Genomic DNA, 25,702 nt, shown 5'->3' on the forward strand with positions numbered 1-25,702 from the left:
CGGCGTTAGCGCCCGCCCATAATGGCGATGTAATCCTGCGTCCAGCGGCTGTAAGGCACGTATTTCCCGCCTTCCGCCACCGGCGTTTTCCAGAACGCTATTTTGTCGAAGAAGTTGTAGCCGTTAGTTTCGCAGCCTTTATCGCCCAGCAGGGTGCTGGCTTTACAGCCTTCCGGCACCACCGGCAGCGAGCCGAACCATGCCGCAACGTCGCCCTGTACTTTTGGCGTCAGCGACCAGTTCATCCATTTGTAAGCGCAGACCGGGTGTTTTGCTTCGGAGTGCAGCATGGTGGTATCCGCCCAGCCGGTAACCCCCTCTTTCGGGAATACGGTGGCGATAGGCTGATTTTCACCCTTCAGGCCGTTGGCCTGATACGGCCAGGCGCTGGAGGCCACCACGCCTTCGTTTTTGAAGTCACTCATCTGCACGGTGGTGTCGTGCCAGTAGCGGTGGATAAGAGCGTGCTGATCGCGCAGCACCTTCAGTACCGCCTGATACTGGGCTTCGGTCAGCTCATACGGATCTTTGATACCCAGCTGCGGCTGCGTGGCTTTCACGAACAGCGCCGCATCGGCGATATAGATAGGACCATCGTAGGCCTGTACGCGGCCCTGGTTAGTTTTGCCATCCGGCAGATTTTGCTTCACAAACACCACGTTCCAGCTGTCCGGCGGCGTCGGGAAGGTTTTAGTGTTATACATCAGCAGGTTCGGGCCCCACTGATACGGCGTACCGTAGACTTTATCGCCAACGTTAAACCAGCCGCCTTTCACCAGGCGTGGATCGAGGGTTTTCCAGTTAGGGATCAGCGCCGGGTTAATCGCCTGCACGCGTTTACCCATAATCAGACGCAAAGAGGCATCCCCGGAGGCGGTCACCAGGTCATAGCCCCCCTTCGCCATCAGGCTGACCATTTCGTCAGACGTGGCGGCGGTTTTGACGTTGACTTCACAACCGGTCTCTTTTTCAAACGCGGTGACCCAGTCGTAGTTTTTATCCGTCTGGCCGCGTTCGATATAGCCCGGCCAGGCGATGATATCCAGCCGCCCTTCGCCTTTATCAAGCGTCGTTGGCGGCTCTGCGGCTTGCGCGGCAATCACGGTCATTCCCAGCGCACACAGGCTGCTGCGGGCAAATTTCTTGCTCATAGAATCTTACTCCTGTCACAATGAATTCTGGCGGCAGCCGTGCCGTAAAAATATCTCCCTCATTAACAGTAGACGGCAGAGTGACGACGCACCCGCCGCTGCCAGGAATTTTGCTCAGGTTGTGACAAGCCGCGCATTACGCTGAAAACGCTGATAAAAAAGAGAATGCTGACGGGCGGGAGTTGCTTTCGCAACGTGAATAAGTTGTTCAGGAAACAAGAATCTGGCGAATAATATCGCCGAGCTCTGCGACCGCTTTTTCCTCCCTTTCGCCCCATCCCCACGCCGTATTAAAGCGGAAAAATGACGCCCAGCTGTTGCTGACGGAGAACATCTTGCCGGGGGCTATGCTGATGTGTTTCTCAAGCGCCAGCACGCTCAGTTTGCTGGCGTCGATGCCCTCCGGCAGCTCAAGCCACAGAAAATAGCCGCTGTCGTTATGGTGAATTTTCACCTCTGCGGGCATGTGGCGCAGCAGCGATTGCCAGGCGAGCTGTTTGCGTTCGGCAAGCTGACGGCGCAGGCGGCGTAAATGCGCGTCGTAGCGCTTGGTCGACAGGTAATCCACCAGCGCCATCTGCATGGGCGAACTGGTCGAGAGCGTACTCATCAGCTGCAGGTGCTGGATCCTTCTGGCGTGCTTCCCGGCGGCGACCCAGCCGATACGAAAACCCGGCACCAGGCATTTAGAGAACGAGCTACAGTGCAGCGTCATGTCATCGCGATCCCAGGCTTTGGCAGGCAGCGGTTTCTCACGGCCAAAATAGAGCTCGCTGTAGACGTCATCTTCAATCAGCATCACGTTGTGTTCGGTTAATAACGCCACCAGCTGCGCTTTTTTCTCAGCGGTTAGCGTAAATCCGAGCGGATTCTGGCTGTTGGTCATCAACCAGCAGGCTTTCACCGGGTAATCGCGCAGCGCCTGGGCCAGCGCTTGCATGTCGATCCCCTCTTTTACGTCAGACGCTACCGACAGCGCTTTCAGCTTCAGACGCTCCAGCGCCTGCAAGGCGCCATAGAAACAGGGGTTCTCGACAATCACCCAGTCACCGGGTTCGGTCACCGCCTGCAGGCTGAGGTTCAGCGCCTCCAGGGCGCCTGCGGTAATCACAATTTCGTCCGGGGAGATATTCATTCCCTGCAGCGCATAACGCCGCGCGATGGCGTGCCGCAGATCAGCATTGCCCGGGGGAAGATTTTCAATCACGCTCATCGCCGTGGCGGTTTTACTCACCTGCGCCAGAGAGCGGTTAAGCTGCGGCAGCGGGAACAGGCGCGGATCGGGAAACGCGGAGGCAAACGGCAGCACCGACGCATCGCGGCTCGCCTGCAGCACTTCAAATATATAGGTGTTAATGTCGACGCTCTCGTCGCCCATCACCTGCTGCGGCGGCATGCTTTTTTGCGGTTTGACCGGGCGCGGTGCCACGTAGTAGCCCGACTGCGGACGCGCAACGACCCGCCCCTGGCTCTCCAGCAGCTGATAGGCATGCCCCACGGTCATAAAGCTCATCCCGCTGCTGACCACCTGCTCACGCAGGGACGGCAGTCGATCGCCCGGTTGCCAGACGCCAAGGGCTATCTGTTCGGTAATTTGCTGGGCGAGACGCTGATACTTTTTCATCAATGAGTTCCTGCTGGAGCCGGTTCACAATCATATCCCAACCAAATGGGTTTATACGGATAAATTCACTAAAAAAATAAAGCAATATTAATCACAAGCCATGACCAGAATACTGGTAGAAAGGCGCTTTTGCGTGGGACTTATTATATGTTTAAGAAAACCGTTTTAGCCTCCGCCTTTCTTTTGGCAGGTTATCTGCCCTTCGCTCAGGCGGCATGGAAAACCAACGTTGAAAACGATATTTTTACCGGCGGGAAAAGTGCCGAACTGGTCGGTGATATCAGCAATAAAAACCAGTCGCTTATCTTTGATTGCGCCGCCGGGCAGCTTTCGGTAAGCCAGGTTGAGCAAAACAGCAACACCGTCGTAAAAGGCACGCACCATTACCAGTCGCTGATTAAAGTAGCAGACAACGCGCCGCTGACGTTTAACGCCACGCTTGCCAGACGCAACCCGCAGTCTATTCAGCTCGAAAGCCGTGAGAATGGCAAAATTAAAACCCTGCTGTCGCAGCTGCTGGCCCAGCAGTCCAGAGAAGATTTTCTGGTCGGGGTGAAAGACGGTAAAGGTAATCAGCTCTCGTCCGGCGCCGGCTCGGTGTCGTTCGCGAACAAATCAGTGAAGAAGTTTATTTCTGCCTGCAACATTTCGCTGTAGCACCCACCGTGAACCCCACCAGAATACTGGCGGGGTTTTGCTACGTTTTAACGCTTAGTGGTGATCGTCATACTGATGTTCTATCACCATACCTTCCGCTACGCTTGCCACATGCCGCGCACGGGGATGATACACCGGTGCCGGTGCCGCCGTTTGCGTCGGTGCAACATAGGTCGTCTGCGGTGCGGTGCTGACAATCGTTGTTGATTCCGGCACGCTCACCGACGATGGCACCATCACCAGTTTATAACCACTGGGAACATCCACCGTCACGTTCTGCGCCATCGCCATACCCGTACAACCCATCAATGCCACTGCCAATAAGCAACGTCTCTTCACAAGAATATCTCGCAATAAATGAGGAAATAACAAGAAGTCGGGAGTATGAAGAGCGGCGCTTATTTTTTTGTAGCCTGGAATGCTGGAGAAAGTAACACTTTATTACGGCGGCCTTTTCGCAGAATCATAACAGTATGGCAACTGTTATACATAAATAAGCCTTTTCTGTTTCTGCCGCTGCCCATCCCCTGGCTCTAGAATTGCGCTGAATCAATTTTCTGCGGAGTTCTGCATGTTTGGTCTTGATGCCTTTCATTTAGCAAGGATCCAGTTTGCGTTTACGGTTTCCTTCCACATTATCTTTCCGGCGATAACCATCGGCCTTGCCAGCTATCTGGCGGTACTCGAAGGGTTATGGCTAAAAAGTAAAAATCCGGTATGGCGCTCGCTGTATCAGTTCTGGTCAAAAATCTTTGCCGTTAACTTCGGGATGGGCGTGGTGTCAGGCCTGGTGATGGCCTATCAGTTCGGCACTAACTGGAGCGGTTTTTCCCAGTTTGCCGGGAGTATTACCGGCCCGCTGTTGACCTACGAAGTGCTCACCGCCTTCTTCCTCGAGGCCGGGTTCCTCGGCGTGATGCTGTTCGGCTGGAAGAAAGTCGGCCCCGGGCTGCACTTCTTCTCCACCTGCATGGTGGCGCTCGGAACGATTATTTCCACCTTCTGGATCCTTGCCTCCAACAGCTGGATGCAGACCCCGCAGGGCTATGAAATCGTCAATGGTCAGGTCGTGCCGGTAGACTGGTTCGCGGTGGTGTTCAACCCGTCATTCCCTTACCGCCTGCTGCACATGTCAACGGCGGCATTTCTTAGTAGTGCGCTGTTCGTGGCGGCCTCTGCCGCCTGGCACCTGCTGCGCGGTAATAACACTCCAGCCATTCGCGCGATGTTCTCGATGGCGCTGTGGATGACGCTGATTGTCGCGCCGTTACAGGCGATGATTGGCGATATGCACGGTCTGAACACGCTCAAGCACCAGCCTGCCAAAATTGCCGCCATTGAAGGTCACTGGGAAAACCCGCCGGGCGAGCCTACGCCGCTGCTGCTGTTCGGCTGGCCGGATATGGAGCAGGAGCGTACCCGTTATGGTCTGGAAATCCCGGCGCTGGGCAGCCTTATTCTGACCCATAGCCTTGATAAACAGGTTCCGGCGCTGAAGGATTTCCCGAAAGAGGACCGCCCCAACTCGACGATGGTGTTCTGGTCGTTTCGCATTATGGCCGGGCTCGGCATGCTGATGATACTGCTTGGCGTCGCCGCACTGTGGCTGCGTCGAAAACAGCGTCTTTATACGTCTCGCCCGTTCCTGCGCTTTGCGCTGTGGATGGGACCTTCCGGGCTTATCGCTATTCTTGCCGGTTGGGTGACGACGGAGGTCGGCCGCCAGCCGTGGGTGGTTTACGGCTTACAGCGCACCAAAGACGCGGTCTCCGCCCACGGTGACCTGCACATGAGCATCAGCCTGCTGGCGTTCTTTGTGGTCTACAGCGCGGTGTTTGGCGTTGGCTATAGCTACATGATCCGCCTGATTCGTAAAGGCCCGCAGGCGTTTGTCCCTGAACCAACCGGGACGCCGGCTCGCCCGCTCTCAGCGGCGGTAGAACATTTTCATTCTGAGGAGCAGCGCTGATGGGTATCGATCTTTCCGTCATCTGGTTTGTGATTATCGTCTTTGCCACCCTGATGTACATCGTGATGGATGGTTTTGACCTCGGGATTGGCATTCTCTTCCCGGCTACCCGTGACGCCGCCGACCGCGATGTGATGGTTAACAGCGTCGCCCCGGTCTGGGACGGTAACGAAACCTGGCTGGTGCTCGGCGGTGCCGGGCTGTTTGGCGCCTTTCCGCTGGCCTACGCGGTGATTATTGATGCGCTGACCATTCCGCTGACGCTTATGCTCATTGGTCTGATTTTCCGTGGCGTCGCGTTTGAGTTTCGCTTTCAGGCAACGCCATCGCACCGCCCCTTCTGGGATAAAGCCTTCCTCGGCGGCTCACTCCTCGCCACCTTCAGCCAGGGCGTGGTGGTGGGTGCCGTACTGAACGGTTTCCCGGTGGCTAACCGCACCTTTAGCGGCGGGCCGTTCGACTGGCTCACCCCTTTCACCCTGTTCTGCGGCCTGGGGCTGGTGATTGCCTATGCGCTGTTAGGCGCGACGTGGCTGGTCATGAAAACGGAGAATGCCCTGCAGCAAAAAATGCGCGCCACGGCGAAAAAACTGCTGCTGGCACTGCTGGTGGTGATAGGCATTATCAGCCTGTGGACGCCGCTGGCACACAGCGCCATCGCCGAGCGTTGGTTCAGCCTGCCGAATCTGTTCTTCCTGCTGCCGGTACCGATTCTGGTGGTGGCCCTGAGTCTGTGGCTGTGGGGCGTGCTGACGCATCCGGAGTACCATGCCTCGGCGTTTTTACTCACTCTTGGGCTTATCTTTCTTGGCTTCAGCGAGCTTGGGATCAGCATCTGGCCGAACCTCATCCCGCCTGATGTCACCCTGTGGCAGGCCGCCGCGCCGCCGCAAAGCCAGGGCTTTATGCTGGTGGGCGCGCTGCTTATCATTCCGGTAATTCTGGTGTACACCTTCTGGAGTTACTACGTCTTTCGCGGCAAAGTTCAACACGGCGAGGGGTATCACTGATGCAACAACCACTGTTCAAGCGGCTATTCTGGCTGGTTATTCTGTGGGGCGGCAGCGTTATGGCGCTGGCAGCAGTCGGTTCATTTTTCCGGCTGTTGATGACGGCTGCAGGTTTTAAATCGTGATGATGTAAATTAAATCAACCCCCTCATTACTGAGGGGGTTGTTATATTCACAACAGTTATGGTGCGATGAGAGTCCCTACCAACGTATTGCCATTACGGATAATCTCGATCTTATCACCAGACTTAATATTACCCCACGAACGCGCCCTGATATTGAGTTCGCCATTCGCCATAGTGACATAAGACAAATAAGCAGTTGTACCCATACCATTCTTGTTATTAGGATTGGTACGGAAATCCCCACTATATTTATTGTTCAGATAAATAACATACTGCTCACTGCCGGAAGGGGTGAAATCGAAAGTAAATGAGGTCCCGTTAAGATTCAGTGCCTTTATATTATTGTCTGTCTCAAAACGAATGTCATCGGTCAATGTTTTTTCAAAAATAGTCGTACCACCTACGGTGAACGTAAGTACATCCCCCGCTACCGGCGTTTTAAGGTTGCATGATAACGATACGGTGCTGCCGTTAACGGATTTAGTTCCGCCAGTGACTTTACCGTTACTGCTGCTGCACACGACATTGCCGTTGAGCGTCAGCTTATATTCATAGCTCCCTTCCTGGAAGGATTTGTCCAGGTTCAGGATCATGAACGTGGTTTTGACATTGTTTGTCGTGGAGTTGGCAATAGTATTGGTGGTATACCCCAGGTAGCCGGTCAGCTGGGTATCTTTTAACGGCTTAACGATATCACCCAGCTCATGATCGGTGGTGTCACCGCTCAGATCCCAGATAATCGCGCCGCCGAAGCCCTGGGCGTTGATGTAGTCGACTTTCCCCTGAATCGACTCCGGATCGTCATAGGTGAAAAACTCCTGCGTCGAGTTGCTGTACAGATACGGCACTTTCGCCTGATCGTCCCAGTAGCGGGTATACTTCCCGCTCGCCAGCATGGTCTTCAGGGTCGCGTATGGGTTCGTCCCGGTGTACTGACCCTCATCATCCCATTGCCCGTGAACCGTCGCCGAACCGGCGGCAAACAGCCCCGGCAGGCCGGCTTCCAGTTCGGTTGACGCGACGCTACCCCAGCCACGGCCATAGTACGGCAGCCCCATCATCAGCTTCTGCTTCGGTACCGCCCAGGTCTCGTTATACTCCTTCATGGTCGATGCCACGTTTAACAGCGGATCGCTATCCATGCTGTTAGCAAACAGCGGCGCGTTATGCCCGGTGATCGCGTCGAAGGCGCCGTGGATGTCGTACGCCATCACGTTAACGCTGTCCAGCAGCGGTGCGGTCACTTTCGGGTTAATGTACTGAATGTTATTGTGATTGGTGGTCACCGCCGCCGACAGCTGATAATACTTATCGCTGGCTAAACCTGCGGTATCCAGCTTGCTGCGCAGCGTCTGGATAAGGCTGGTGAACTGGGCTTTTTCTGCATCGGTGTCCGGATATTCCCAGTCAACGTCGATACCGTCAAAGCCGTACTTCTGCATAAAGGCAATCATGCTGTCAGCAAGCTTATCGGTGCCGTCCTGGGTTTTGGTTGCCGTCTCAAAGACGCCTTCCTGTGAGTTGTCCCAGCCACCGACTGAAATCATATAGCTGACGCTGTTCTCTTCGGTCAGCTCATCGAGCTGCTTCAGCAGACCCGGGCCTTTATCGGTATCGTGGATAATGACCTCCCCGTCTTCAACAATACCAAAGCCGTAGTTGAGGTGCGTCAGGCCCGTGAAATCAATTTTATCCGGGGTGAAGTTATTATGGGCATCATAGACGCCCCATTCCGGGAAATAACCGATGATCTTGCGCTGGGCAGCAACGGTCGCTTTGCCATTGCTCTGAATATCGGCGGCTTTCTGCCCGGTATAAGGTGTGAATTTGAACGTTGCCAGCGTATTGATAGAAATAACGCCTAAATCTGTCCACATGTTGCCGCTGCTGGAGCCCGGCGTCTGGCCCGCTTCAGCCCACCACTGCGCGCTCCAGTAATGACCGTTGTAACTCACCACGGCCCCCCCCGCATAGGATGAGTCAGGATCGTAGGCCACGGCCTTGATCGCGTTATCATCTTTGGTCGCCACCGTCACGGTGACGGTGCCCGGGAAGCTATTTTGTGTCGCACTGGTATAAGCTACCCAGGATTCACCATTATCTTTACTCAGCATCTCGCTGGTGGTCAGGCCACTAATAGTATTGGTGTCATCATTCATGGTGAGCGATGCCGCGGAGGCGGCGAAAGGTAAAATCAGCCCGCTAAAAAGCATCGCTTTTGTTAGCTTATTTAATGTCATTTTCATTCCTTGACTGTGAGTTATTGTTTCGCTTCGGTTTATTTCATACTTCGGAGGGGAATTTAATGAATAGAAACACTAACGACAATTTAGAAATAGTTGAGTTGTAAATTAAGAAAAACTAATATATTCACTGTATTAATTTATCGATATTGTGAATATCTGCACAAACAAACATAATGAACAAATAAAGAAACAGGAGCCGAGGCTCCTGTTATTGATTAGCTATTTTTACGCCCTGGCAGGGTCTTCAGAAGATCTTCCGGACTGACGGAAGCCACAATACTGCCCGCCTGCGGCAGCTTCAGAATGTGGTTTTTGATTTTCCCGACCACATGCATCTCGCACGGGCGGCAGTCAAAGCGTAACGTCAGCACCTCATCGCCGTGCACCAGCTGCATCGGCGTGGCGCGCCAGCTCTTGATATTGCCTTTCGCCTGTTTCGGGCACAGATTGAAGGCAAAACGCAGGCAGTGCTTGGTGATCATGACCGGCACATCGCCCTTCTCTTCGTGCGCTTCATAAGCAGCATCAATCAGTTGCACACCGTAGCGATGATAGAATTCACGCGCCTTGTGGTTGTAGACGTTCGCGAGGAAGCTCAGATGCGTCTCCGGGAACACCGGCGGCGGTACAGACACCGGCTTACGGCTGCCACGCTGGTAATTCGCCAGACGCGCCTCATCCAGCATCTCTACCGCTTCGCGTCGCAGCTGATTGAGCATGCTGTTCGGTACGAACAGTGCACCCGGCAAATTGACGCTAATTTCGCGGGCGTAGTACATCGTTTGCCCAAGTTTAGCGATCCCGTCCTGCAGGCTGTTCATCGCTTTTTCGGCGTTGGTCGCCTCTTCAAAGCGGCCTTCCAGGGTGTGGGTGACGCTGACGCCCTCTTCACTGGTCAGCGTCAGCACGAGCTGCTCATGCCATCCGGAAAGCTCAACATCCACCGCCACGCGGCGATCGCTTGAGGTTTTGGTCAACGCCTGCTGCCAGTTGTGATCGAGGTTACGGTTGAGCGCCTGGTGCGGGCGCACCTTGTGCAGGTCGGCCGGCATCTCGTTCGGCCACACGCGGTAGCGGTTTTCCCCGGTTTTCTCCACGGTGTTAGCGCGAAAACCGACGATATCGCGCTTGATCATCACGTTCAGCCCATCGCCGTTCGCCAGCGGCTCGGTCACTTCAACGTCCAGGTGGTCTTTGCTGACCTTCAGCACTTCGCCCACCGGCAGGCCGATAAACTTCGGCGAATCAAAGGCGCCAATATCCCCTTTACGGTCGTTAACGAAATAGTCGGTGCTGCCGCGATGGAAGGTCTTATCGGTCGACGGAATGAAGAAGTGCTCGGTACGCCCGGAAGAGGCCCGCGCCAGGTCGCCGCGATCTTCGATAATCGCATCGAGCATCTGGCGATAATGGGCGGTGATGTTCTTCACGTAGCTCATGTCCTTGTAGCGACCTTCAATTTTGAAGGAACGCACACCGGCATCAACCAGCGCGCCAAGGTTGGCGGTCTGATCGTTATCTTTCATCGACAACAGGTGTTTCTCAAACGATACCACGCGCCCCTGATCGTCTTTCAGGGTGTACGGCAGACGGCAAGCCTGAGAGCAGTCACCGCGGTTGGCGCTGCGCCCGGTCTGGGCGTGAGAGATATAGCACTGGCCGGAGTAAGCCACGCACAGCGCACCGTGAATAAAGAACTCAATGGTGGCATCGGTGGCGTCGCGAATGTCGGCAATCTGTTGCAGGTTCAGCTCGCGGGCAAGCACGATCTGGGTGAAGCCAACGTCGGCGAGGAATTTTGCTTTCTCGACGCTACGGATATCACACTGGGTACTGGCATGCAGCTCAATCGGCGGAAGGCTCAGTTCGAGGATCCCCATATCCTGCACGATCATCGCATCCACGCCCGCATCGTACAGCGAGGTAATCAGCTTCTGCGCCGGTTCCAGCTCGTCATCATGAAGAATGGTATTCAGCGTCACAAACACCTTCGCGCCATAGCGATGAGCAAAGGGCACCAGGCTGGCGATGTCGCTCAGGCTGTTGCTGGCGTTATGACGCGCACCAAATCCCGGCCCTCCGATATACACCGCGTCCGCGCCGTGAAGAATAGCTTCACGGGCAATCGACGCGTCACGTGCCGGGCTGAGCAGTTCAAGATGATGGTTTTGCAGGCGCATACTCTGGTTTTTATCCGTTATGGTCAAAATGGCGGCTATTGTAGTCAGAACTGCCGCCGGACGAAATCATTTTCCACCGTTTACGCTACGGCTTTGCCGGGTTTTCCTTCAGGATAGTGCACCAGCGAGTGAAAATGCACCGTCGCCTCGCCGCTGTTGCGATAGGCATGCGCGCGGTCACCGGCAAAACGCAGTCCTTCACCGGCGTTTAACGACTGCCAGACACCATCGATGCACATGTCGAGCACGCCCGCTATCACCACCACATGCTCAATCACCCCCGCTTCGTGCGGCGTCGATTCGCTGAGCGCCCCCGGCGCCAGAGTGATAGAAAAGTGATCGTAATGCAGCTTCGGATCCCACGGGAACAGCGTCGTAACCACCATCGCCTGCTGCTGCGGGTCAAACACCGGCGGCTCATTGGCCTGCGGCGGGCTGATAAACAGCGAGAACGGTACGTTGAGTCCGGTAGCGATTTTCCATAACGTCGCAACCGTCGGGCTGGATTCGTTACGCTCAATCTGGCCCAGCATCGCTTTCGACACGCCCGTCTCTTCTGCCAGCCGCGACAGGCTCCAGCCTCGCTGCTGGCGAAGGGATTTGAGCGTTGATGATAAGTGGTGAGCAAGTTCCATAGCGTCTCCTTTTTCATCAGTTTATCACTTGTACGCTATAGCGCACAGTGCTACATTTCTCGGACGCTATAACGCACAAGGAGTCAACATGCGCCAGATACTTCCCTTTCCGACGCTGCTATCCGGCTTCGTCGCCGTGCTGGTGGGTTACGCCAGTTCGGCGGCGATTATCTGGCAGGCCGCGGCCGCCGCCGGGGCCAGTTCTGCACAAATCGCCGGGTGGATGACCGCCCTGGGTTTTGCGATGGGGATAAGCACCCTCGCCCTGACCTTCTGGCGCAAAGCGCCGGTGCTCACCGCCTGGTCCACGCCGGGAGCCGCGCTGCTGGTGGGCGGGCTGCAGCATGTGACTCTCGCCGAAGCCGTCGGGGTATTTATCTTTGCAAACGCCCTGATTGTGCTCTGCGGCGTGACCGGGCTTTTCGCCCGCCTGATGCGGGTGATCCCCCATTCGCTTGCCGCCGCAATGCTTGCCGGGATCCTGCTGCATTTTGGTTTACAGGCGTTCGTCAGCCTGCAGGACAACCTGCTGCTTTGCGGCAGTATGCTGCTGGCGTGGCTGGCGTTAAAAGCATTTTCGCCGCGCTATGCGGTGGTGGCGGCGCTGGTCGTGGGATGCGCGGCGGCGCTGATGAACGGTGAAGTGAATACTTCTGCGCTCTCTTTTAGCTTCGCCGCACCAGAATTTATCGCCCCCGTCTTTACGCCACAGCTGCTGATTAGCGTTGGGATCCCGTTTTTCCTCGTCACCATGGCATCGCAAAATGCGCCGGGCTTTGCCACCCTGCAGGCCAACGGTTATCAGGTGCCGGTATCACCGCTGATTATCTTCACCGGCGCGCTGGCGCTGCTGCTGTCGCCGTTTGGCGTGTATTCGATTTGCATTGCCGCCATTACCGCCGCCATCTGCCAGAGCCCGGACGCTCACCCGGAGCCCAGCCAGCGCTGGCGCGCCGCGGCGGCAGCCGGGGGATTTTATCTGCTGGCAGGTGCGTTTGGTGGCTCCATCACCGCGCTGATGAGCGCATTACCGGCGGCGTGGATCCAGATGCTCGCCGGGCTGGCGCTGCTCAGCACCCTCGGCGGCAGCCTGGTGCAGGCAATGGCGCAGGAAAATGAACGCGATGCGGCGATGGTCACCTTTCTCGTCACCGCCAGCGGCATCACGATTGCGGGCGTGGGCTCGGCATTCTGGGGATTAGTGGCGGGCGGGCTGTGCTATGCGGTGCTGTCACTGCGCCGCGCGTAGCTGCGAAGGGGTTTGCCCGGTTGAAGCCTTAAATCGGTTGCTGAAGTGGCTGGCAGAGCTGAATCCGCAGGCCAGCGCCACCTCGGTGAGCGACAGCGTTGAGTGGCGCACCAGCTCGGTCGCCTTCACCATCCGCCGCTGCATCACGTACTGATGCGGGGCCATCTTCATGGAGTGGCGGAACATGCGGGCGAAGTGATATTCGCTCTGCGCCGCCTGCTGGGCAAGCGTGGCAAGCGTTAGCGGTTCGGCAAGGTGCGCTTCGATAAAGCCAAGGATATGGCGCAGCACGAACGGCGCCAGGCCGCCGGTGACCACGGGCAACTGCCACTGCACGTTCGAATAATGCTGAATAAGATGGGTCAGCAGCAGCGTGCTGGCGGTGCTGAGCGTCAGCTGATTGGCCTGCTGCTGCCAGTCGCAGCCGAGCAGAAACTGGCGGTAGACGGCGGTGATTTTCGGATCGTTGGCGAAGGTTTTTTCATCGAGGGTAAAGCTAGCCGGACTGCGATCCCAGATTTTCTCTCCCACTTCACGCAGGTGTTCGTCGGTACAGTACAGATGCACAAACGACAGATCGTCGCGAATGTCCCAGGTGGTTTCACAGGCTTTCGGCATCAGGCAAAAGCGATCCGGCCCGCCACCGTTTTTCCACCCCTGTGGCGTTTTCTGGTAACTCTCGTAGCCATCCGCCACGTACAGGCTCAGCGTGTGGTGCGAGCTCTGCACCGTGACCGTATCGCGCTTGTTGTACCACGCCGCCAGCTGAATGCCTGAATTCAGTGAAACGGTATCCCGCAGAATGGCTTTCTGTTTGCGTAGCGTTTCAAAGGTATCGTAGGCGTGAGACATTCCGGCAGCGTTTCCTGTTCAGTAAAACTCTAGTCTATGTACAGACGTGCGCTGATGCCAGCCCCACATCAACCCGCCGGATAAAAAGCGCAAGAATTTGCAAGTTCAGCGCAGCATGGTGAAAGCGCCCGACCGCGATCCGGGCCAGACTGTCCGTTGGCAGTCATCATAAGAGAGAAAAAATGAACGCATTACTGTACGTGCTGGTGGTGGTTATCTGGGGAACCACATGGATAGCGATTTTTCTGCAACAGGGCCCCGTTCCGGCCCCGGTGTCTATTTTCTGGCGCTTTGCGGTGGCAAGCATCACGCTGATGGTCGTGCTGCTGGTGATGCGTCGGCTGCGCAGGCTGACACTTCGCGATCACCTGTTCTGTATGGTGCAGGGCTGCTGCGTGTTCTGCTTCAACTTCTGGTGCTTTTATACCGCCGCAGCGTATATCAATACCGGGCTCGAATCGGTGATTTTCTCGATGGCGGTGCTGTTTAACGCCATCAACTGCTTTATTTTCTTCCGCCAGCAGCCGCCGGGCCGTTTTTATCTTGCCGCCCTGCTTGGTCTGCTCGGGATTGTGACGCTGTTCTGGGACGATCTGCTGGCAAGCGGGCTTAACGCCTCTCTGCTGCTGGGTATTGGCCTCAGCGCGCTTGGCACCTATGGCTTCTCGCTGGGTAACATGCTGAGCCTGCGCCATCAGCGTCGCGGGCTGGAAACGCTCACCACCAACAGCTGGGCGATGCTTTACGGCACCATCGTCATGGGGGCTATCGCGCTGGTACGCGGGGACAGCTTTATGCCGGAATTCACCATAAGCTACATGGGCGCGCTGTTCTACCTGGCGCTGTTTGGCTCGGTGATTGCCTTTGGGGCGTATTTCACGCTGGTCGGACGCATCGGCGCCAGCAATGCGGCTTACAGCACCCTTTTGTTCCCGCTGGTGGCGCTCACCATCTCCACGTTCTATGAGGGCTATGTCTGGCATATTAACGCGGTGGCCGGGCTGGCGCTGATCCTGCTGGGTAACCTGGTGATGTTTGCTAAACCAGAGACCTGGTTCAGAGGGCGGGCGGTACGAAACGCGGCATGATAAAAAAGCGCCATCGGAAGATGGCGCTACCGGTTTTACTTCTGGGTCGGATCAAACTTAACCGCGTCAATCGCCATATTGTCGATAACCTGCTTCAGGGTATCAATGGTCATTGGCGTGTTTTCATTGGCAAGCGTTTTCCCTTCACCTTTACGCACCACTTTGATAACCGGCTTGTTGGTCCGGGCATCAATCAGTTCGCCTTCAAAGTACAGGCTGGTATCCATGGTACGGTGGCCGGTTGCCGCCTGAGTTCCCGCAACAATCATCGCGACAGGGATAACCTCATAGAACTGCAATCCTTCTTTACTGGAGTCTACGCCGGTGATAGCGCCACGGAAGATCAGGCTACGCGGACCCGCGGTGGTTGCCAGCGGTTTACGCTCGGCAATCGCCTTTTTCATTTGGGTGTTGGTGTAGTTACGGATCTGATCGAGCGCCTTTTCCCCTACCTGAGTATTCGGCTTCGGCACCGGATAATAAATAATCGGGTTGTAGACGACGTTGTCGTAATTCGCCGGATTATAGTTTGGATCAATCCAACGTAACTCCGGCGCGCCGGAAGCGGATGTTGTCTCCTTCAGATTAGAATAATCTTTTAAAAATCCCGAATATTGAGTGGGTTGCGCAATTTTAGAAGCACAGCCCGTCAAAGCAAGCATTGCTGTAAGCGCAGCAACGCTTAAAAGTACTTTAGTACGCATGAAATAATCCCTGTAAATGCAAGAGTGCCAGTTAGTTATAGCAAACGGAGCGGGAATTTGTTGAGGCAAAAGTGTGGCAGATCTCAGGAATGAAAAATAAGTGCCGCTCTGGCAGAGCGGCACGATTCAGATGTAATTAGAAAGGCTTACGCGCCAGCATCGTGGCAAAACGCAGCTTAATCCGGTTACCGTTAGCATCGGTCCGGTGCAGTTCGCCCACCTCTTCATTGTATTTCAGCAGCTCCCAGCCGGCGTAATAATTGCTGAGCTCCTGCGGCTTAAACGCAAACGGGAAGCCGACGGTGCACGGATAATCTTCAGTATCCATTGCCGCGACGATCAGGTTATAGCCGCCCGGTTTGGTGCAGCGCTGCATATTGGCAATCAGTCCCGGAATGGTTTTCGCTTCGAGGAACATCAGCACGACGGTTGAAAGAATAAAATCGTATTCCCCGTCAAAGCTCAGGTTATTCAGATCCTGAATGGCGCTGTGCAGGTTTTCCAGCCCCTCTTCGCGACGGATATTTTCCAGATTCTGGATGCTGTTGGGGTTTTTATCCCACGCGGTGACGTCAAAACCGTTTGCCGCGAGATAAAGGCTGTTGCGCCCATTGCCGCAGCCAAGATCGAGGGTCTTCCCGGGCGCGACTATCGTTGCCGCGTGGACCACCTCTGAGTGGGTGCGGGTCATGCCGTATTTGTCGGTAAAGTAGTTGTCATCACAGCGGGTCATAGCTCTTCCTTTTTATCAACAGGCGCAATTTATAACATGCATTTTAAAGTAACCTTTAAACCCGCGCTACGCCTTTCTTTGCTACGTTTATGTTACCCGTCCGTGAAGAGATGCGCATGATGAACAAGTATCGCCTGAGTGAAGAAACCCGCACCTATGACTACCTGCATGCAGGAAACAGGACAAGCGTCTCGCTGCGGCAGATTATTGCGTTGCGCGATTTCGCCGACGTCACGGCGGGTAGCTACGGCGGCTGGATTAGCGAGGATTCGGTGCTGTCGCAGGAGGGGCATTGCTGGATCTACGACCCGGAGAGCGTGGCCTTTGCCGGTGCGCGCATTGAGCATAACGCCCGGATTGTCGACCCTTGCGTTATCAGTCACCAGGCGTTAATCAGTGACAACGTCACTATACAGGCTTCACAAATTCGCGGCGAGTGTCACCTCTTCGGCCACGCCCGTATTCTTGATGGCAGCGAAATCATTGCCGCCCGGGGCATGACGCCGGAGCACGACCAGTACCTGCAGATTTACGATCGCGCCACGGTCAGCCGCTCCCGAGTGGTTCATCAGGCGCAAATTTACGGCGATGCGATTGTGCATCAGGGCTTTATCGAGCACCGCGCTGAGATTTTTGATACCGCCATGATTGAAGGTAATGAAGAGAACAACGTCTGGGTCTGCGACTGCGCCAAAGTCTATGGCAATGCGCGGCTTATCGCCGGGCTCGGCGAAGACGCGATCCCCACGCTACGCTACAACGCGCAGGTGGCCGAGAACGCGGTGGTGGAAGGCAACTGCGTGCTGCGCCGTCATGTGCTGGTTGGAGGCCGTGCCTGGATCCAGGGCGGCCCGGTACTTTTGGACGACCGGGTGATTATCCAGGGGCGCGCGCGGATCCGGGGAGATGTGATTGTGGAGCACCAGGTGGAAATGAGCGATGACGCGGTGATTGAAACCTTCGACGGCGAACGGATCCACGTTCACGGGCAAAAAGTGATTAACGGCAGCGAGCGCATTACCCGCTCACCGCTGCTGGGTTCACTCTGAGGTGGGGTCCACAATGCGTGCGTAAATATTCTGGTCGTGATATTCGCCGTTGAGGAATTCGGCCTGCCTCAGGCAGCCTTCCAGCACGAAACCGTTGCGCAGCGCTACGCGGTTGCTTTCGAGGTTAGCCACCCGGCATTTGATAACAAAGCGGCGCACGATCCCGGCCTTGCTGTAGAACGCCACAAACGCGTTAAGCGCCCGGGAAAGAATGCCCTTTCCCTGCCACGACTCGTCTATCCAGTAGCCGATATAGCCGGTTTTATTCTGTGGTTCAATCAGGTTGAAGGAGAGCACGCCCACCATCTGCTCATCGACAAAAATCAGGAACATTTTGCCGTAACCACGCTGGTGCAGCATCACGTTACCGATGGCATTTTGGCGGCTCGCGGCTTCGTCCGTCACGTGCTGTGGCCAGTCCAGCGACTGCTGCAAAAACGCCCGGTTCTTCACCACCAGCTGGTGCAGTTCTGGCACAAAGCGCTCGTCGATGGCCTGAAGCCGGATGTGGTCATCAACCGCAATCACCGCGTCGTTGCACAAAGTCATGCCTCTTCTCCCTGCTTAGTGAAACGCCCCACCGTCAGGCGGGGCGAACTCGGGCGTTATTTCATGATACGGTCGTCAACGTAGGTACGTTTGTCCGGCGCCGGTGGGAAGTACTGATACAGCCAGGTTTCACTGATGGCGTCTCCCTGACAGCGCAGGAACATGCGCATCTCAACCGGGTCAGTCGAGTCGGAGGTCGGGTACCAGTCGAAGAGAATACGGTAACCGTCAAACGGTTCGACGTAGAGGATCTCGACCTGTTTGGCCTCACCACTTGAGAGCGTGATAACCGGCTCAATGCCCTTCGGCGCAGCGGCTTTGAGGTCGCCGCCGATAAAATCGATGGCGAAGCGACGGGCCCATTTCTCCGGGAAATGTTCGCCCGGCGCCCAGCCTTCCGGGAACGCCCCCATGCCGGTGCGGGTTGCCATCACCCGAGCCAGCGGTGAACGCACCGGCGGCTGCGCGCTCCAGTAGAGGCGATATTTGAAATCAAGTTCATCGCCCGCTTTCACCGCTTTTTCCGGCTGCCAGAAGCAAACGATGTTATCCAGCGTTTCGCCGGTGGTCGGGATCTCCATCAGCGAGACGGCTCCTTTCCCCCATGCGTTACGCGGCTCCACCCACAGGCTCGGGCGTTTGTTGTACCAGCCCATCACGTCCTGATAGTGGCTGAAATCGCGGTCCAGCTGCAGCAGACCAAAGCCCTTCGGGTTTTTATCCATATAGGCGTTGAACTGCAGTTTTTGTGGGTTATTCAGCGGACGGCAGATCCACTCACCGTTGCCCAGCCACATCGACAGACGATCGGAATCGTGGATCTGCGGGTGGATGGTGTCGCACATCCGGCGCTCGTTGTTGCCGCAGCTGAACATGCTGGTCATCGGCGCAATGCCGAGCTGCTTGATGTCTTTACGCGCGTAAACGTGGTTCTCGACGTCCATAATCACCTGCGTTTGCTGGCAGTTGATGACGAACTTATAGGCGCCGGTCACGCTTGGGCTGTCGAGCAGCGCGTAGACGGTGAACACCGTGGCGCCCGGTTTAACGGTTTCAAACCAGAACGAGGTGAAGTCCGGAAACTCTTCCGGCGTGTCGGTAAAGGTATCAACCGCCAGACCGCGCGCGGACAGGCCGTACTGGAACGTATCATCCACGGCGCGGAAATAGCTGGCACCCAGGAACGAGACGATATCGCGACGCGCCAGCTCCGGCGCTTTGAAGGCGCGGAACCCGGCAAAACCGAGGTCGGTCTGCCCTTCCAGCTGGCGGGTATCAACCCCGGTACCGTCATATTTAAACAGCTCCGGGCGGAAGTGAATTTCACGCGCCTGCTGGGTGCTGGCATCAACGGAGAACATGCGGATGCGACGGCGGAACCCCATCCCGACGTGGAAGAACTGCACATCAAGCTGGCGTTCGGGAACGTTATTCCACAGCGATTGTGACGCATCATACTGGATGGCGTTATAGGCCTGCGGGGTCATCGTTGCCAGAGTGTCAGGCAGCGCGCGCGGCGCTCCCCCCCACGGCTGGTGCGCCAGATCCTTCGCTATCGACTGCAATACGTTGTAGTCAAAACGGCGGGTCTGGCCATCGGCGATGTTCGAATCAGCCGCGAAGGCTGCCTGGGTAAAAAGAGATGCTACGCCGGAAGTGCCACATACTGCGGCAACAGCCATTGAGGATTTTAGAAAACGTCTGCGGTTCATGCCTGAAAAAGCGTCCTTTAGTAAGTCCATTGATGCGCTACGGCGAAAAACAGGTGCCTCGTGAATTCGCCCACTCTAGACAAAAACGATTGATAATCCAATTGTTGGGGGCAGAAAAATGAGGCAAAAAGGTAAATATTTTGTGTCTATAAAAAAACCCCTGTCCGACATCGTCAGCAGGGGTGAAAAGTTGCAGTGGCTGTGCAGAGATTACTTAACGCTGACATCAATTCCCGGGAAGTATTTCGCCGCCAGGCGGGTGATGGTGCCGTCGGCACGCACTTTGTCGATCGCCGTATCCAGCTGCTTTTTGGTCGCGTCATCGCCTTTACGAATACCGTAACCAATACCGCTACCGAGGATCGTATCGTCAGCAACCGGTTTACCAATAAAGCCAAACCCTTTGCCCTGCGGCTTGCTGAGGAACCCGGCCTGACCGGCAGCGGACATCACCAGCGAGGCATCGATACGCCCGTTAAGTAAATCTGCCCACGCCATATTCTGATCTTTGTATGACACCACCGTGACGCCGTGCTTCTCCCAGTGCTCTTTGGCAAACGTCTCCTGAATTGAGCCCTGCAGCACGCCGATGGTTTTGCCCTTCAGCCCTTCCGGCGTCGCCTGCATACCGCTGTCGGCTTTACCCACCAGCTGCGACGGAATGCGGTAAATCGGCTGGGTGAAATCAATACTCTTACGCCGCTGCTCGGTAATGTTCATTGCCGAGTTGATGGCATCAAACTTTTTCGCCGTCAGGCCCGGGATCAGCGCATCGAATGAGGTCTCGACCCAGCCGCATTTAAGCTCTGCGGCGGCGCATATCGCGTTGCCGAGTTCAATGTCGAAGCCTTCCAGCTGCCCGGCGGCGTTGCGGCTTTCAAACGGCGGGTATTCCGCTTCTACGCCGTAGCGCAGATCGCCTGCGGCAAAGGTGGAAAATGCGCTGAACATCCCGAGGGCGAGGAAAAGTGCTTTCATCTTCATGGTATCGCTCCTTAACGCGGCTTAACGCGACACAGTGCCTGCGCACCGGCCCGTAATGTCGCCTCGTCTTTGGCAAAAGAGAGGCGAATCAGTTTGTTATCTGTTCCGTCGGTGTAAAACGCCGACAGCGGAATAGTGGCAACGCCGTATTCGGTTATCAGCCGCTTCACCATCTCGCTGTCGCTTTCATCGCTGAAATGCGCGTAATCCGCCAGCATGAAGAACGACCCGGCGCTTGGCAACAGGCGGAACGGCGAATCGGCCAGCAGCGTTTGCATGAGATCGCGCTTGCGCTGATAAAACGCCGACAGCGTCATCCAGGTTTGTGGATTACTCATGTGCTCGGCAAAGGCGTACTGCATCGGCGTATCGGCCGAGAACATCATAAACTGATGCACTTTGCAGATTTCATCCATTAGCGCAGCGGGTGCCACGCAGTACCCCACGCGCCAGCCGGTGACATGAAAGGTTTTACCGAACGACGAGACAATCACGCTACGCTCGGCAAGCGCCGGATGCGTTGCCATGCCGTGATGCACTTCGCCGTCGAACACCACATGCTCGTACACTTCATCAGAGAGGATAATGATATCGGTGTGGCGGGTCAGCGCCGCCAACTGGTCGAGATCCTCACGGGAGAACACCTGGCCGCTCGGGTTATGCGGCGTATTCACGATGATCATCCGCGTTTTCGGGGTAATGGCGGCGCGTACCTCATCCCAGTTCACAGCGAAATCCGGTACCGTGAGTTTGATAGCAACCGGCGTTGCCCCCTGCAGGCGAACAATCGGCGCATAGCTGTCGAAGGAAGGTTCGAAATAGATAACCTCATCGCCGGGGTGCACCAGCCCGCTAATGGCGGAATAGAGCCCTTCGCTGGCGCTGGCGGTCACCAGAATTTCGTCATCAACGTCGTAGGTGGTGCCGTAGTGGCCGGTAATTTTCTCCGCGATGCGCTCCTTTAGCGCCCGCAGGCCGGTCATCGGCGCGTACTGGTTGCGCCCCTCTTCCATCGCCTTCGTGACACCCGCCATCAGCGCGGCATCGCAGGAGAAATTTGGCGCTCCCTGAGAGAGGTTAATGGCGCCGTGCTGCGCCGAAAGCTGGCCAATCACGGTAAAAATCGTGGTGCCGACATCGGGTAATTTAGAACGCGTTTTCACAGGTGTACGAACAGTCATTATTTTTCCCTTCTCGATTCAGGTGCATAACTATTCAAACCAAAGTCAGTTGTGGCGACAAACGAATTGTTGTCATAATAGCCATGAGAAAAACGCATAGCTGGAGCCTCTGATGTCGCGTAGCACCCTGCCGCTGAATGCCGTTGAAACCTTCCTCGTGACCGCCCGTCATCTCAACCTGACCCATGCGGCGCGCGAGCTGTGCCTGACCCAGGGCGCGGTGAGCCGCAAAATTGCCTCGCTGGAGAGCTGGTTCGGGTTTCCGCTCTTTGAACGTCACGCCCGGGGGCTGCGCCTGTCGCCGCACGGCAGCGCGCTATATCCCGAGCTTTTAAGCGCGTTCAGCAAAATGCTGGTGATTGCCGAGCAGGCCCGCCAGCAGCAGACCGTGGTGCGCTTAAAAGCGCCGACCTGCGCCATGCGCTGGCTGGTGCCGCGCCTGATTGCCATTGAACAACGCTACCCGGAGCTGCAAATTGCGCTCACCACCACCACCGCCCATCAGGTGAACTTCAAGACCGAACCCTTCGATGCCGCGATTGTCTTTGGCCCACATCTGACCATGGGTGACCTGCTGTTTGAAGAGTCGTTAACGCCGGTGTTAAGCCCGGTTCTCGCCTGTGACAGCCCGCTACAGGGGAAAACCTTTTTGCACCCTACTCGCGATAAAACCGACTGGACGCTGTGGCTGGCGGGCTACGCCCCCGTCGAGCCGGTGGCTATGCAAAAAAATCAACACTTCGACACCATGGATCTGGCGATCACCGCCGCGGTGCAGGGATTTGGCGTGGCAATTGCCGACGAAACGCTGGTAGAAGAGGATTTACGCGGTGGACGGCTGGTGCGTCCTTATGCACTGAGTGTGAAAACCGGCGCCAGCTACCGCCTGCTGCTGCGGGAATCTCCCGGCAAGGCGGACGGGCTGGCGCGGTTTCGCGAGGAGCTGGTTAATCCAGGGTAACGTGGTGCTTCATCACCCGCTTAAAGAGCGCCAGCCTGGCGCGCATAAAGCGTTTTTCGAGCTTAAACCCGGCGCGCTTGTCTAAGCCAATCCGCAGCAGGCGGTCGCGGCCTTTTACGCTGGCAGGCCAGCGTGTCACGCCGTTCAGCGTAGTGTGTTCCCGGCTGGCGTGACGGGCGAAATTCACCCAGAAATCGGCCACATGTCCGGCAAAGGCGACGTCGTTATCGTTCACGTACTGGCGCGCGGGCTCCGCTAAACGCAGCGTGTCGAACACGTATGGCACTTCGTTACCGTGCCAGGTGCCGTGTTGATAGGTCTCATGCTCGGCCTCGGCGACGTAGTCGAACCAGTAGCGCCAGCAGGGTTCGCCTGCGCGCTGCTGCGCCTGCATCACCACATAACCCAGCGTGGTAAATGCCATATCGCGACACACCTGACGCCCGAGCGCGGCATCTCCCCTGACGCCGGGATACAGCAGCTTAATCAGCCCGAGGCCCAGCCGTCGATCGCGGCGCAGCTTCTGGATCTCCTGCGCCACATCTACGCCAAACACCTCCATGACGCTGGCTTCGTCGCTGTTTGAGCCCACCATCACCGGCATCGGGTGCTGCGCGCCGGCGAAGAAAACATCCAGCATCGGGTGCGGGAGCACGGCATCGCCGGAAATGGGCGTAGGCCCCCGGTTGAGCGGCGCTTCCAACGGCCAGAACGCCTCCGCCGGGATAGCGCGCAGTTCATCGGCGGTAGCCCGTTCGAAACCGAAATGGGCGGCAATCTGCTCGCCTTTGACCAGCGCATCACCGCGCGGCGTATCCGGCAGCGTATACCCGCTCTGAATAATCGCCTTGTGGAACAGCCCTTTCGCTTTCGGCGAGGCCAGCAGCGACAGCACGCTGCGCGCCCCGGCGGATTCACCGAACAGGGTAATGTTTTCGGCATCGCCGCCAAACGCGGCAATGTTATCGCGCACCCACTGCAGGGCGGTGATTTGATCGAGTAGCGCGAAGTTATAGAGCCGCTCACCGTCCTCATTCTCAAGCGCCGGATGGGCAAAGAAGCCCAGGTGTCCGAGGCGATAGTTGAGCGTAACCACCACAACGCCGCGTCCGGCCAGCGCCTTGCCGTCGTAGGGTGGCAGGCTGCCGGAGCCAATGGTAAAACCACCGCCGTGCAGCCAGACCATCACCGGCAGGGGTTCACTGCGCACCGCCGGAGACCAGACGTTGAGATACAAACAATCTTCGGAGAACTGGCCCGGGTCACCGCCGCCGAGCTCGCAGCAGTAATCGAGACTTTGCCAGCTCGCGGGAGAAAAGGTATTGGCGACGCGAACGTCCTGCCAGGGCTCAACCGGCTGCGGCGCACGCCAGCGCAGTGGCCCTGTGGGCGGCGCGGCATAGGGGATGCCACGCCAGAGGTGAATATTGCCATCCACGACGCCCGCCAGCGGGCCATGAGTGGTCATAACGAGGGGTGTTGAGGGGTTCTGCATGATCCGTCCTTCTACTGCACACCCCTGCAGATTACCTGTTTCAGAGCAGACCGCAACGTCGTTTACTGCGATCTTCTGCCTGTTGATACAAGGTAAACTCATCCAGCACCGGGCAGCCGAGCGCTTCTTCAAATGCCAGGCGGCTTGAGTTACCGTGGCTGCGGGCCTGGGTTTCATTACCGAGATTCGACTGGAATATCCCCGCCGCGCTCACCGGCAGGAAGTCCTCATAGGTGATGGGCTGCGCCACCACCCACCCGCGTTCAATCAGCGGCTGCGGATCATCGCCCGGGCGAATGGCGTGACGATGCGCCTCTCCGGCAGGGGTCAGACGGTAGCGGAAATAGGCCAGCTCCTGACGACGCATCAGCAGTTCACTGTCCGGGAAGGCTTTGAAGATATCCAGCAGATGCTGCTGATGGCTCAGGTTATCCTTGCCGGTTCCCGCATCGCCCAGCAGCGAGTCGTACAGCTCGCGGCCTTTTGGCGTCAGCGCCACGCCGCGCTGTTCAATTTCCCCAAAGCGCGCGGTATGGGTCCCCAGGTGTTCACCGGCGAACAGGACTTTCTCCTCCAGCGCTTTAAAGCTGGTCTGGCGCAGTAAAATCGGTACTTCACGGCGCGGCGGCCCTTCGATCAGCACCTTGGGGGTGATCCCACGCTCCGGCATCAGCGCCTGCACCCGGTCAATATCGAGCGTGCGCGGCGTGAGATGGTTGATATGACAGCCCGGGAAGCACACCACGTCGGCAATCAGGCGGTGCTCGTCGTGCAGGGCCTGGTAGGTTTCCTGGTCAACCGTCGCGTGCTGGTGCCAGCGGAAGGTTTCCAGCGCTTCGCGGACAAACTCCTGCGCCTCGGCTTCGGTCAGCGCCCCCTGCTTCTCATGACGCGCAATCAGCTCGCGGCAGCGCGGAGTAAAAATATCGCGTTTAGCAAGAATGCTGGCCGCACGTTTGCGCAGCACAGCGTTATCGATAAGCTCAAGGCGCAGCAGCGAGGTAAACACGCGGAAGGGGTTACGGGCGAGCGAGCTGTCATCTACCGGACGAAACGCCGTGGAGTGCACCGGCACGCCCGCCTGGGAAAGATCGTAATAGCTGACCGGGTACATCCCCATGATGGCAAACATCCGCCGCAGCGTGGAAAGCTCTTCGGCGCTGCCGACGCGAATAGCGCCGTGGCGCTCTACGTTCAGCCGCGCCAGTTCATCGGCGTTGGCTAATTTTTCATGCAGCTTAGGATTGTGCTCCAGTACCGCCAGATTGACGTCCGCCACCAGCTCCAGCAAGGTACCGTACTGCGGAACTTCCTGCTGGTACATCGCCGACATTGCCTGCGAAAAGTGCTCCCGAATCTCATCCGCCGTGATGGTGTTCGCCATGATCTCATGTCTCCAGTGAATATTACCTGGAGTGTAGAGAAGGCCATCGATTCGCGTTGGGGAGAATGTATAAATTGTGATCGCGGATGCGATGGTTTGCGCAAAAAACGAGCTCAAAAGCAGAAATTACTTGTAAGTCAAACAGATCGAATGTTAATAATATT

23 protein-coding genes are annotated in these 25,702 nt (G+C 56.7%); 8 read left to right on the forward strand and 15 right to left on the reverse strand.

Features of this window, described 5'->3' with window-relative positions:
• Positions 1–5 precede the first annotated feature (5 nt).
• Both ydcS and GYRE_RS19460 read right to left on the reverse strand, forming a co-directional pair.
• Positions 6–1,151: a putative ABC transporter substrate-binding protein YdcS gene (ydcS, locus tag GYRE_RS19455; protein WP_038257675.1), complete on the reverse strand. Its 1,146-nt coding sequence runs from the start codon at positions 1,149–1,151 to the stop codon at positions 6–8.
• A gap of 208 nt (positions 1,152–1,359) precedes the next feature.
• Positions 1,360–2,775, reverse strand: a complete 1,416-nt coding sequence (locus GYRE_RS19460) for an aminotransferase-like domain-containing protein (RefSeq protein ID WP_006819878.1) — start codon at positions 2,773–2,775, stop codon at positions 1,360–1,362.
• Between the two features lie 147 nt (positions 2,776–2,922).
• Here GYRE_RS19460 and GYRE_RS19465 point away from each other — a divergent pair, with 147 nt between their 5' ends.
• A complete protein-coding gene (locus GYRE_RS19465) occupies positions 2,923–3,432 on the forward strand; it encodes a hypothetical protein (protein WP_006819877.1) in 510 nt (169 codons plus the stop codon).
• Between the two features lie 54 nt (positions 3,433–3,486).
• On the opposite strand, the gene GYRE_RS19470 is transcribed toward GYRE_RS19465, so the two are convergent.
• Entirely contained in the window at positions 3,487–3,771 is a 285-nt protein-coding gene (locus tag GYRE_RS19470) for a hypothetical protein (protein WP_038257676.1), read from the reverse strand.
• Between the two features lie 232 nt (positions 3,772–4,003).
• On the opposite strand from GYRE_RS19470, the gene GYRE_RS19475 reads away from it, so the two are divergent.
• The 3 genes from GYRE_RS19475 to GYRE_RS24010 are packed head-to-tail and all read left to right on the forward strand — an operon-like array spanning position 4,004 to position 6,536.
• Positions 4,004–5,401 carry a cytochrome ubiquinol oxidase subunit I gene (locus tag GYRE_RS19475; protein WP_038257677.1) on the forward strand — a complete coding sequence of 466 codons (1,398 nt, stop codon included), beginning with the start codon at positions 4,004–4,006 and terminating at the stop codon, positions 5,399–5,401.
• Positions 5,401–6,411 carry a cytochrome d ubiquinol oxidase subunit II gene (gene cydB, locus GYRE_RS19480; RefSeq protein ID WP_038257678.1) on the forward strand — a complete coding sequence of 337 codons (1,011 nt, stop codon included), beginning with the start codon at positions 5,401–5,403 and terminating at the stop codon, positions 6,409–6,411. Before GYRE_RS19475 ends, cydB begins: the two co-directional genes overlap by 1 nt.
• On the forward strand, positions 6,411–6,536 hold the full coding sequence (locus GYRE_RS24010) for a DUF2474 domain-containing protein (protein ID WP_072009095.1): 126 nt from the start codon (positions 6,411–6,413) through the stop codon (positions 6,534–6,536). Before cydB ends, GYRE_RS24010 begins: the two co-directional genes overlap by 1 nt.
• Before the next feature lie 56 nt (positions 6,537–6,592).
• On the opposite strand, the gene GYRE_RS19485 is transcribed toward GYRE_RS24010, so the two are convergent.
• The 3 genes from GYRE_RS19485 to GYRE_RS19495 all read right to left on the reverse strand — a co-directional run bounded on the left by GYRE_RS19485 (position 6,593) and on the right by GYRE_RS19495 (position 11,597).
• Positions 6,593–8,776, reverse strand: coding sequence for a glycosyl hydrolase family 18 protein (locus tag GYRE_RS19485; RefSeq protein WP_245939521.1), 2,184 nt, complete (start codon positions 8,774–8,776; stop codon positions 6,593–6,595).
• A gap of 221 nt (positions 8,777–8,997) precedes the next feature.
• Complete coding sequence (locus tag GYRE_RS19490) at positions 8,998–10,962, reverse strand: peptidase U32 family protein (protein ID WP_038257679.1); 1,965 nt, start codon at positions 10,960–10,962, stop codon at positions 8,998–9,000.
• 80 nt (positions 10,963–11,042) lie between these two features.
• On the reverse strand, positions 11,043–11,597 hold the full coding sequence (locus GYRE_RS19495; protein WP_038257680.1) for a helix-turn-helix domain-containing protein: 555 nt from the start codon (positions 11,595–11,597) through the stop codon (positions 11,043–11,045).
• A gap of 88 nt (positions 11,598–11,685) precedes the next feature.
• Between GYRE_RS19495 and GYRE_RS19500 the strand changes: the two genes are divergently transcribed.
• On the forward strand, positions 11,686–12,846 hold the full coding sequence (locus GYRE_RS19500) for a benzoate/H(+) symporter BenE family transporter (RefSeq protein WP_038257681.1): 1,161 nt from the start codon (positions 11,686–11,688) through the stop codon (positions 12,844–12,846).
• Here the strand turns inward: GYRE_RS19500 and GYRE_RS19505 are convergent.
• Positions 12,829–13,698 (reverse strand): helix-turn-helix domain-containing protein, encoded by an 870-nt coding sequence (locus tag GYRE_RS19505; RefSeq protein WP_038257682.1) that lies wholly within the window; start codon positions 13,696–13,698, stop codon positions 12,829–12,831. The two genes, GYRE_RS19500 and GYRE_RS19505, sit on opposite strands and share 18 nt — an antisense overlap.
• A gap of 182 nt (positions 13,699–13,880) precedes the next feature.
• Here GYRE_RS19505 and GYRE_RS19510 point away from each other — a divergent pair, with 182 nt between their 5' ends.
• Positions 13,881–14,786: a DMT family transporter gene (locus tag GYRE_RS19510; protein WP_038257683.1), complete on the forward strand. Its 906-nt coding sequence runs from the start codon at positions 13,881–13,883 to the stop codon at positions 14,784–14,786.
• Positions 14,787–14,821: 35 nt separating this feature from the next.
• Here the strand turns inward: GYRE_RS19510 and GYRE_RS19515 are convergent, their stop codons facing one another.
• Together GYRE_RS19515 and tehB are read right to left on the reverse strand one after the other, a co-directional pair.
• A complete protein-coding gene (locus GYRE_RS19515) occupies positions 14,822–15,490 on the reverse strand; it encodes a DUF3313 domain-containing protein (protein ID WP_006819865.1) in 669 nt (222 codons plus the stop codon).
• A 136-nt stretch (positions 15,491–15,626) separates the two neighbouring features.
• Positions 15,627–16,223 (reverse strand): tellurite resistance methyltransferase TehB, encoded by a 597-nt coding sequence (gene tehB, locus GYRE_RS19520; protein ID WP_006819864.1) that lies wholly within the window; start codon positions 16,221–16,223, stop codon positions 15,627–15,629.
• Between the two features lie 119 nt (positions 16,224–16,342).
• Between tehB and ydcK the strand changes: the two genes are divergently transcribed.
• Entirely contained in the window at positions 16,343–17,272 is a 930-nt protein-coding gene (ydcK, locus tag GYRE_RS19525) for a YdcK family protein (protein ID WP_038257748.1), read from the forward strand.
• Here the strand turns inward: ydcK and rimL are convergent.
• The 4 genes from rimL to GYRE_RS19545 all read right to left on the reverse strand — a co-directional run bounded on the left by rimL (position 17,264) and on the right by GYRE_RS19545 (position 21,698).
• Positions 17,264–17,821 (reverse strand): 50S ribosomal protein L7/L12-serine acetyltransferase, encoded by a 558-nt coding sequence (gene rimL, locus GYRE_RS19530; RefSeq protein WP_006819862.1) that lies wholly within the window; start codon positions 17,819–17,821, stop codon positions 17,264–17,266. The genes ydcK and rimL overlap by 9 nt on opposite strands.
• A 56-nt stretch (positions 17,822–17,877) precedes the next feature.
• A complete protein-coding gene (locus tag GYRE_RS19535) occupies positions 17,878–19,533 on the reverse strand; it encodes a glucan biosynthesis protein D (protein WP_038257684.1) in 1,656 nt (551 codons plus the stop codon).
• 210 nt (positions 19,534–19,743) lie between these two features.
• A complete protein-coding gene (locus GYRE_RS19540; protein WP_006819860.1) occupies positions 19,744–20,517 on the reverse strand; it encodes a transporter substrate-binding domain-containing protein in 774 nt (257 codons plus the stop codon).
• An 11-nt stretch (positions 20,518–20,528) separates the two neighbouring features.
• The gene (locus tag GYRE_RS19545; protein ID WP_038257685.1) at positions 20,529–21,698 is read right to left on the reverse strand and encodes a pyridoxal phosphate-dependent aminotransferase; all 1,170 of its coding nucleotides are present in this window, start codon (positions 21,696–21,698) and stop codon (positions 20,529–20,531) included.
• 112 nt (positions 21,699–21,810) lie between these two features.
• Between GYRE_RS19545 and GYRE_RS19550 the strand changes: the two genes are divergently transcribed.
• Positions 21,811–22,659 (forward strand): LysR family transcriptional regulator, encoded by an 849-nt coding sequence (locus GYRE_RS19550; protein WP_038257686.1) that lies wholly within the window; start codon positions 21,811–21,813, stop codon positions 22,657–22,659.
• Here the strand turns inward: GYRE_RS19550 and GYRE_RS19555 are convergent.
• Positions 22,646–24,154, reverse strand: a complete 1,509-nt coding sequence (locus tag GYRE_RS19555; protein ID WP_038257687.1) for a carboxylesterase/lipase family protein — start codon at positions 24,152–24,154, stop codon at positions 22,646–22,648. The genes GYRE_RS19550 and GYRE_RS19555 overlap by 14 nt on opposite strands.
• A gap of 40 nt (positions 24,155–24,194) precedes the next feature.
• A complete protein-coding gene (gene hglS, locus GYRE_RS19560) occupies positions 24,195–25,538 on the reverse strand; it encodes a 2-oxoadipate dioxygenase/decarboxylase HglS (RefSeq protein WP_038257689.1) in 1,344 nt (447 codons plus the stop codon).
• Positions 25,539–25,702 lie beyond the last annotated feature (164 nt).

The organism is Yokenella regensburgei ATCC 49455, assembly GCF_000735455.1.
In the GTDB taxonomy this organism is placed as follows: domain Bacteria; phylum Pseudomonadota; class Gammaproteobacteria; order Enterobacterales; family Enterobacteriaceae; genus Yokenella; species Yokenella regensburgei.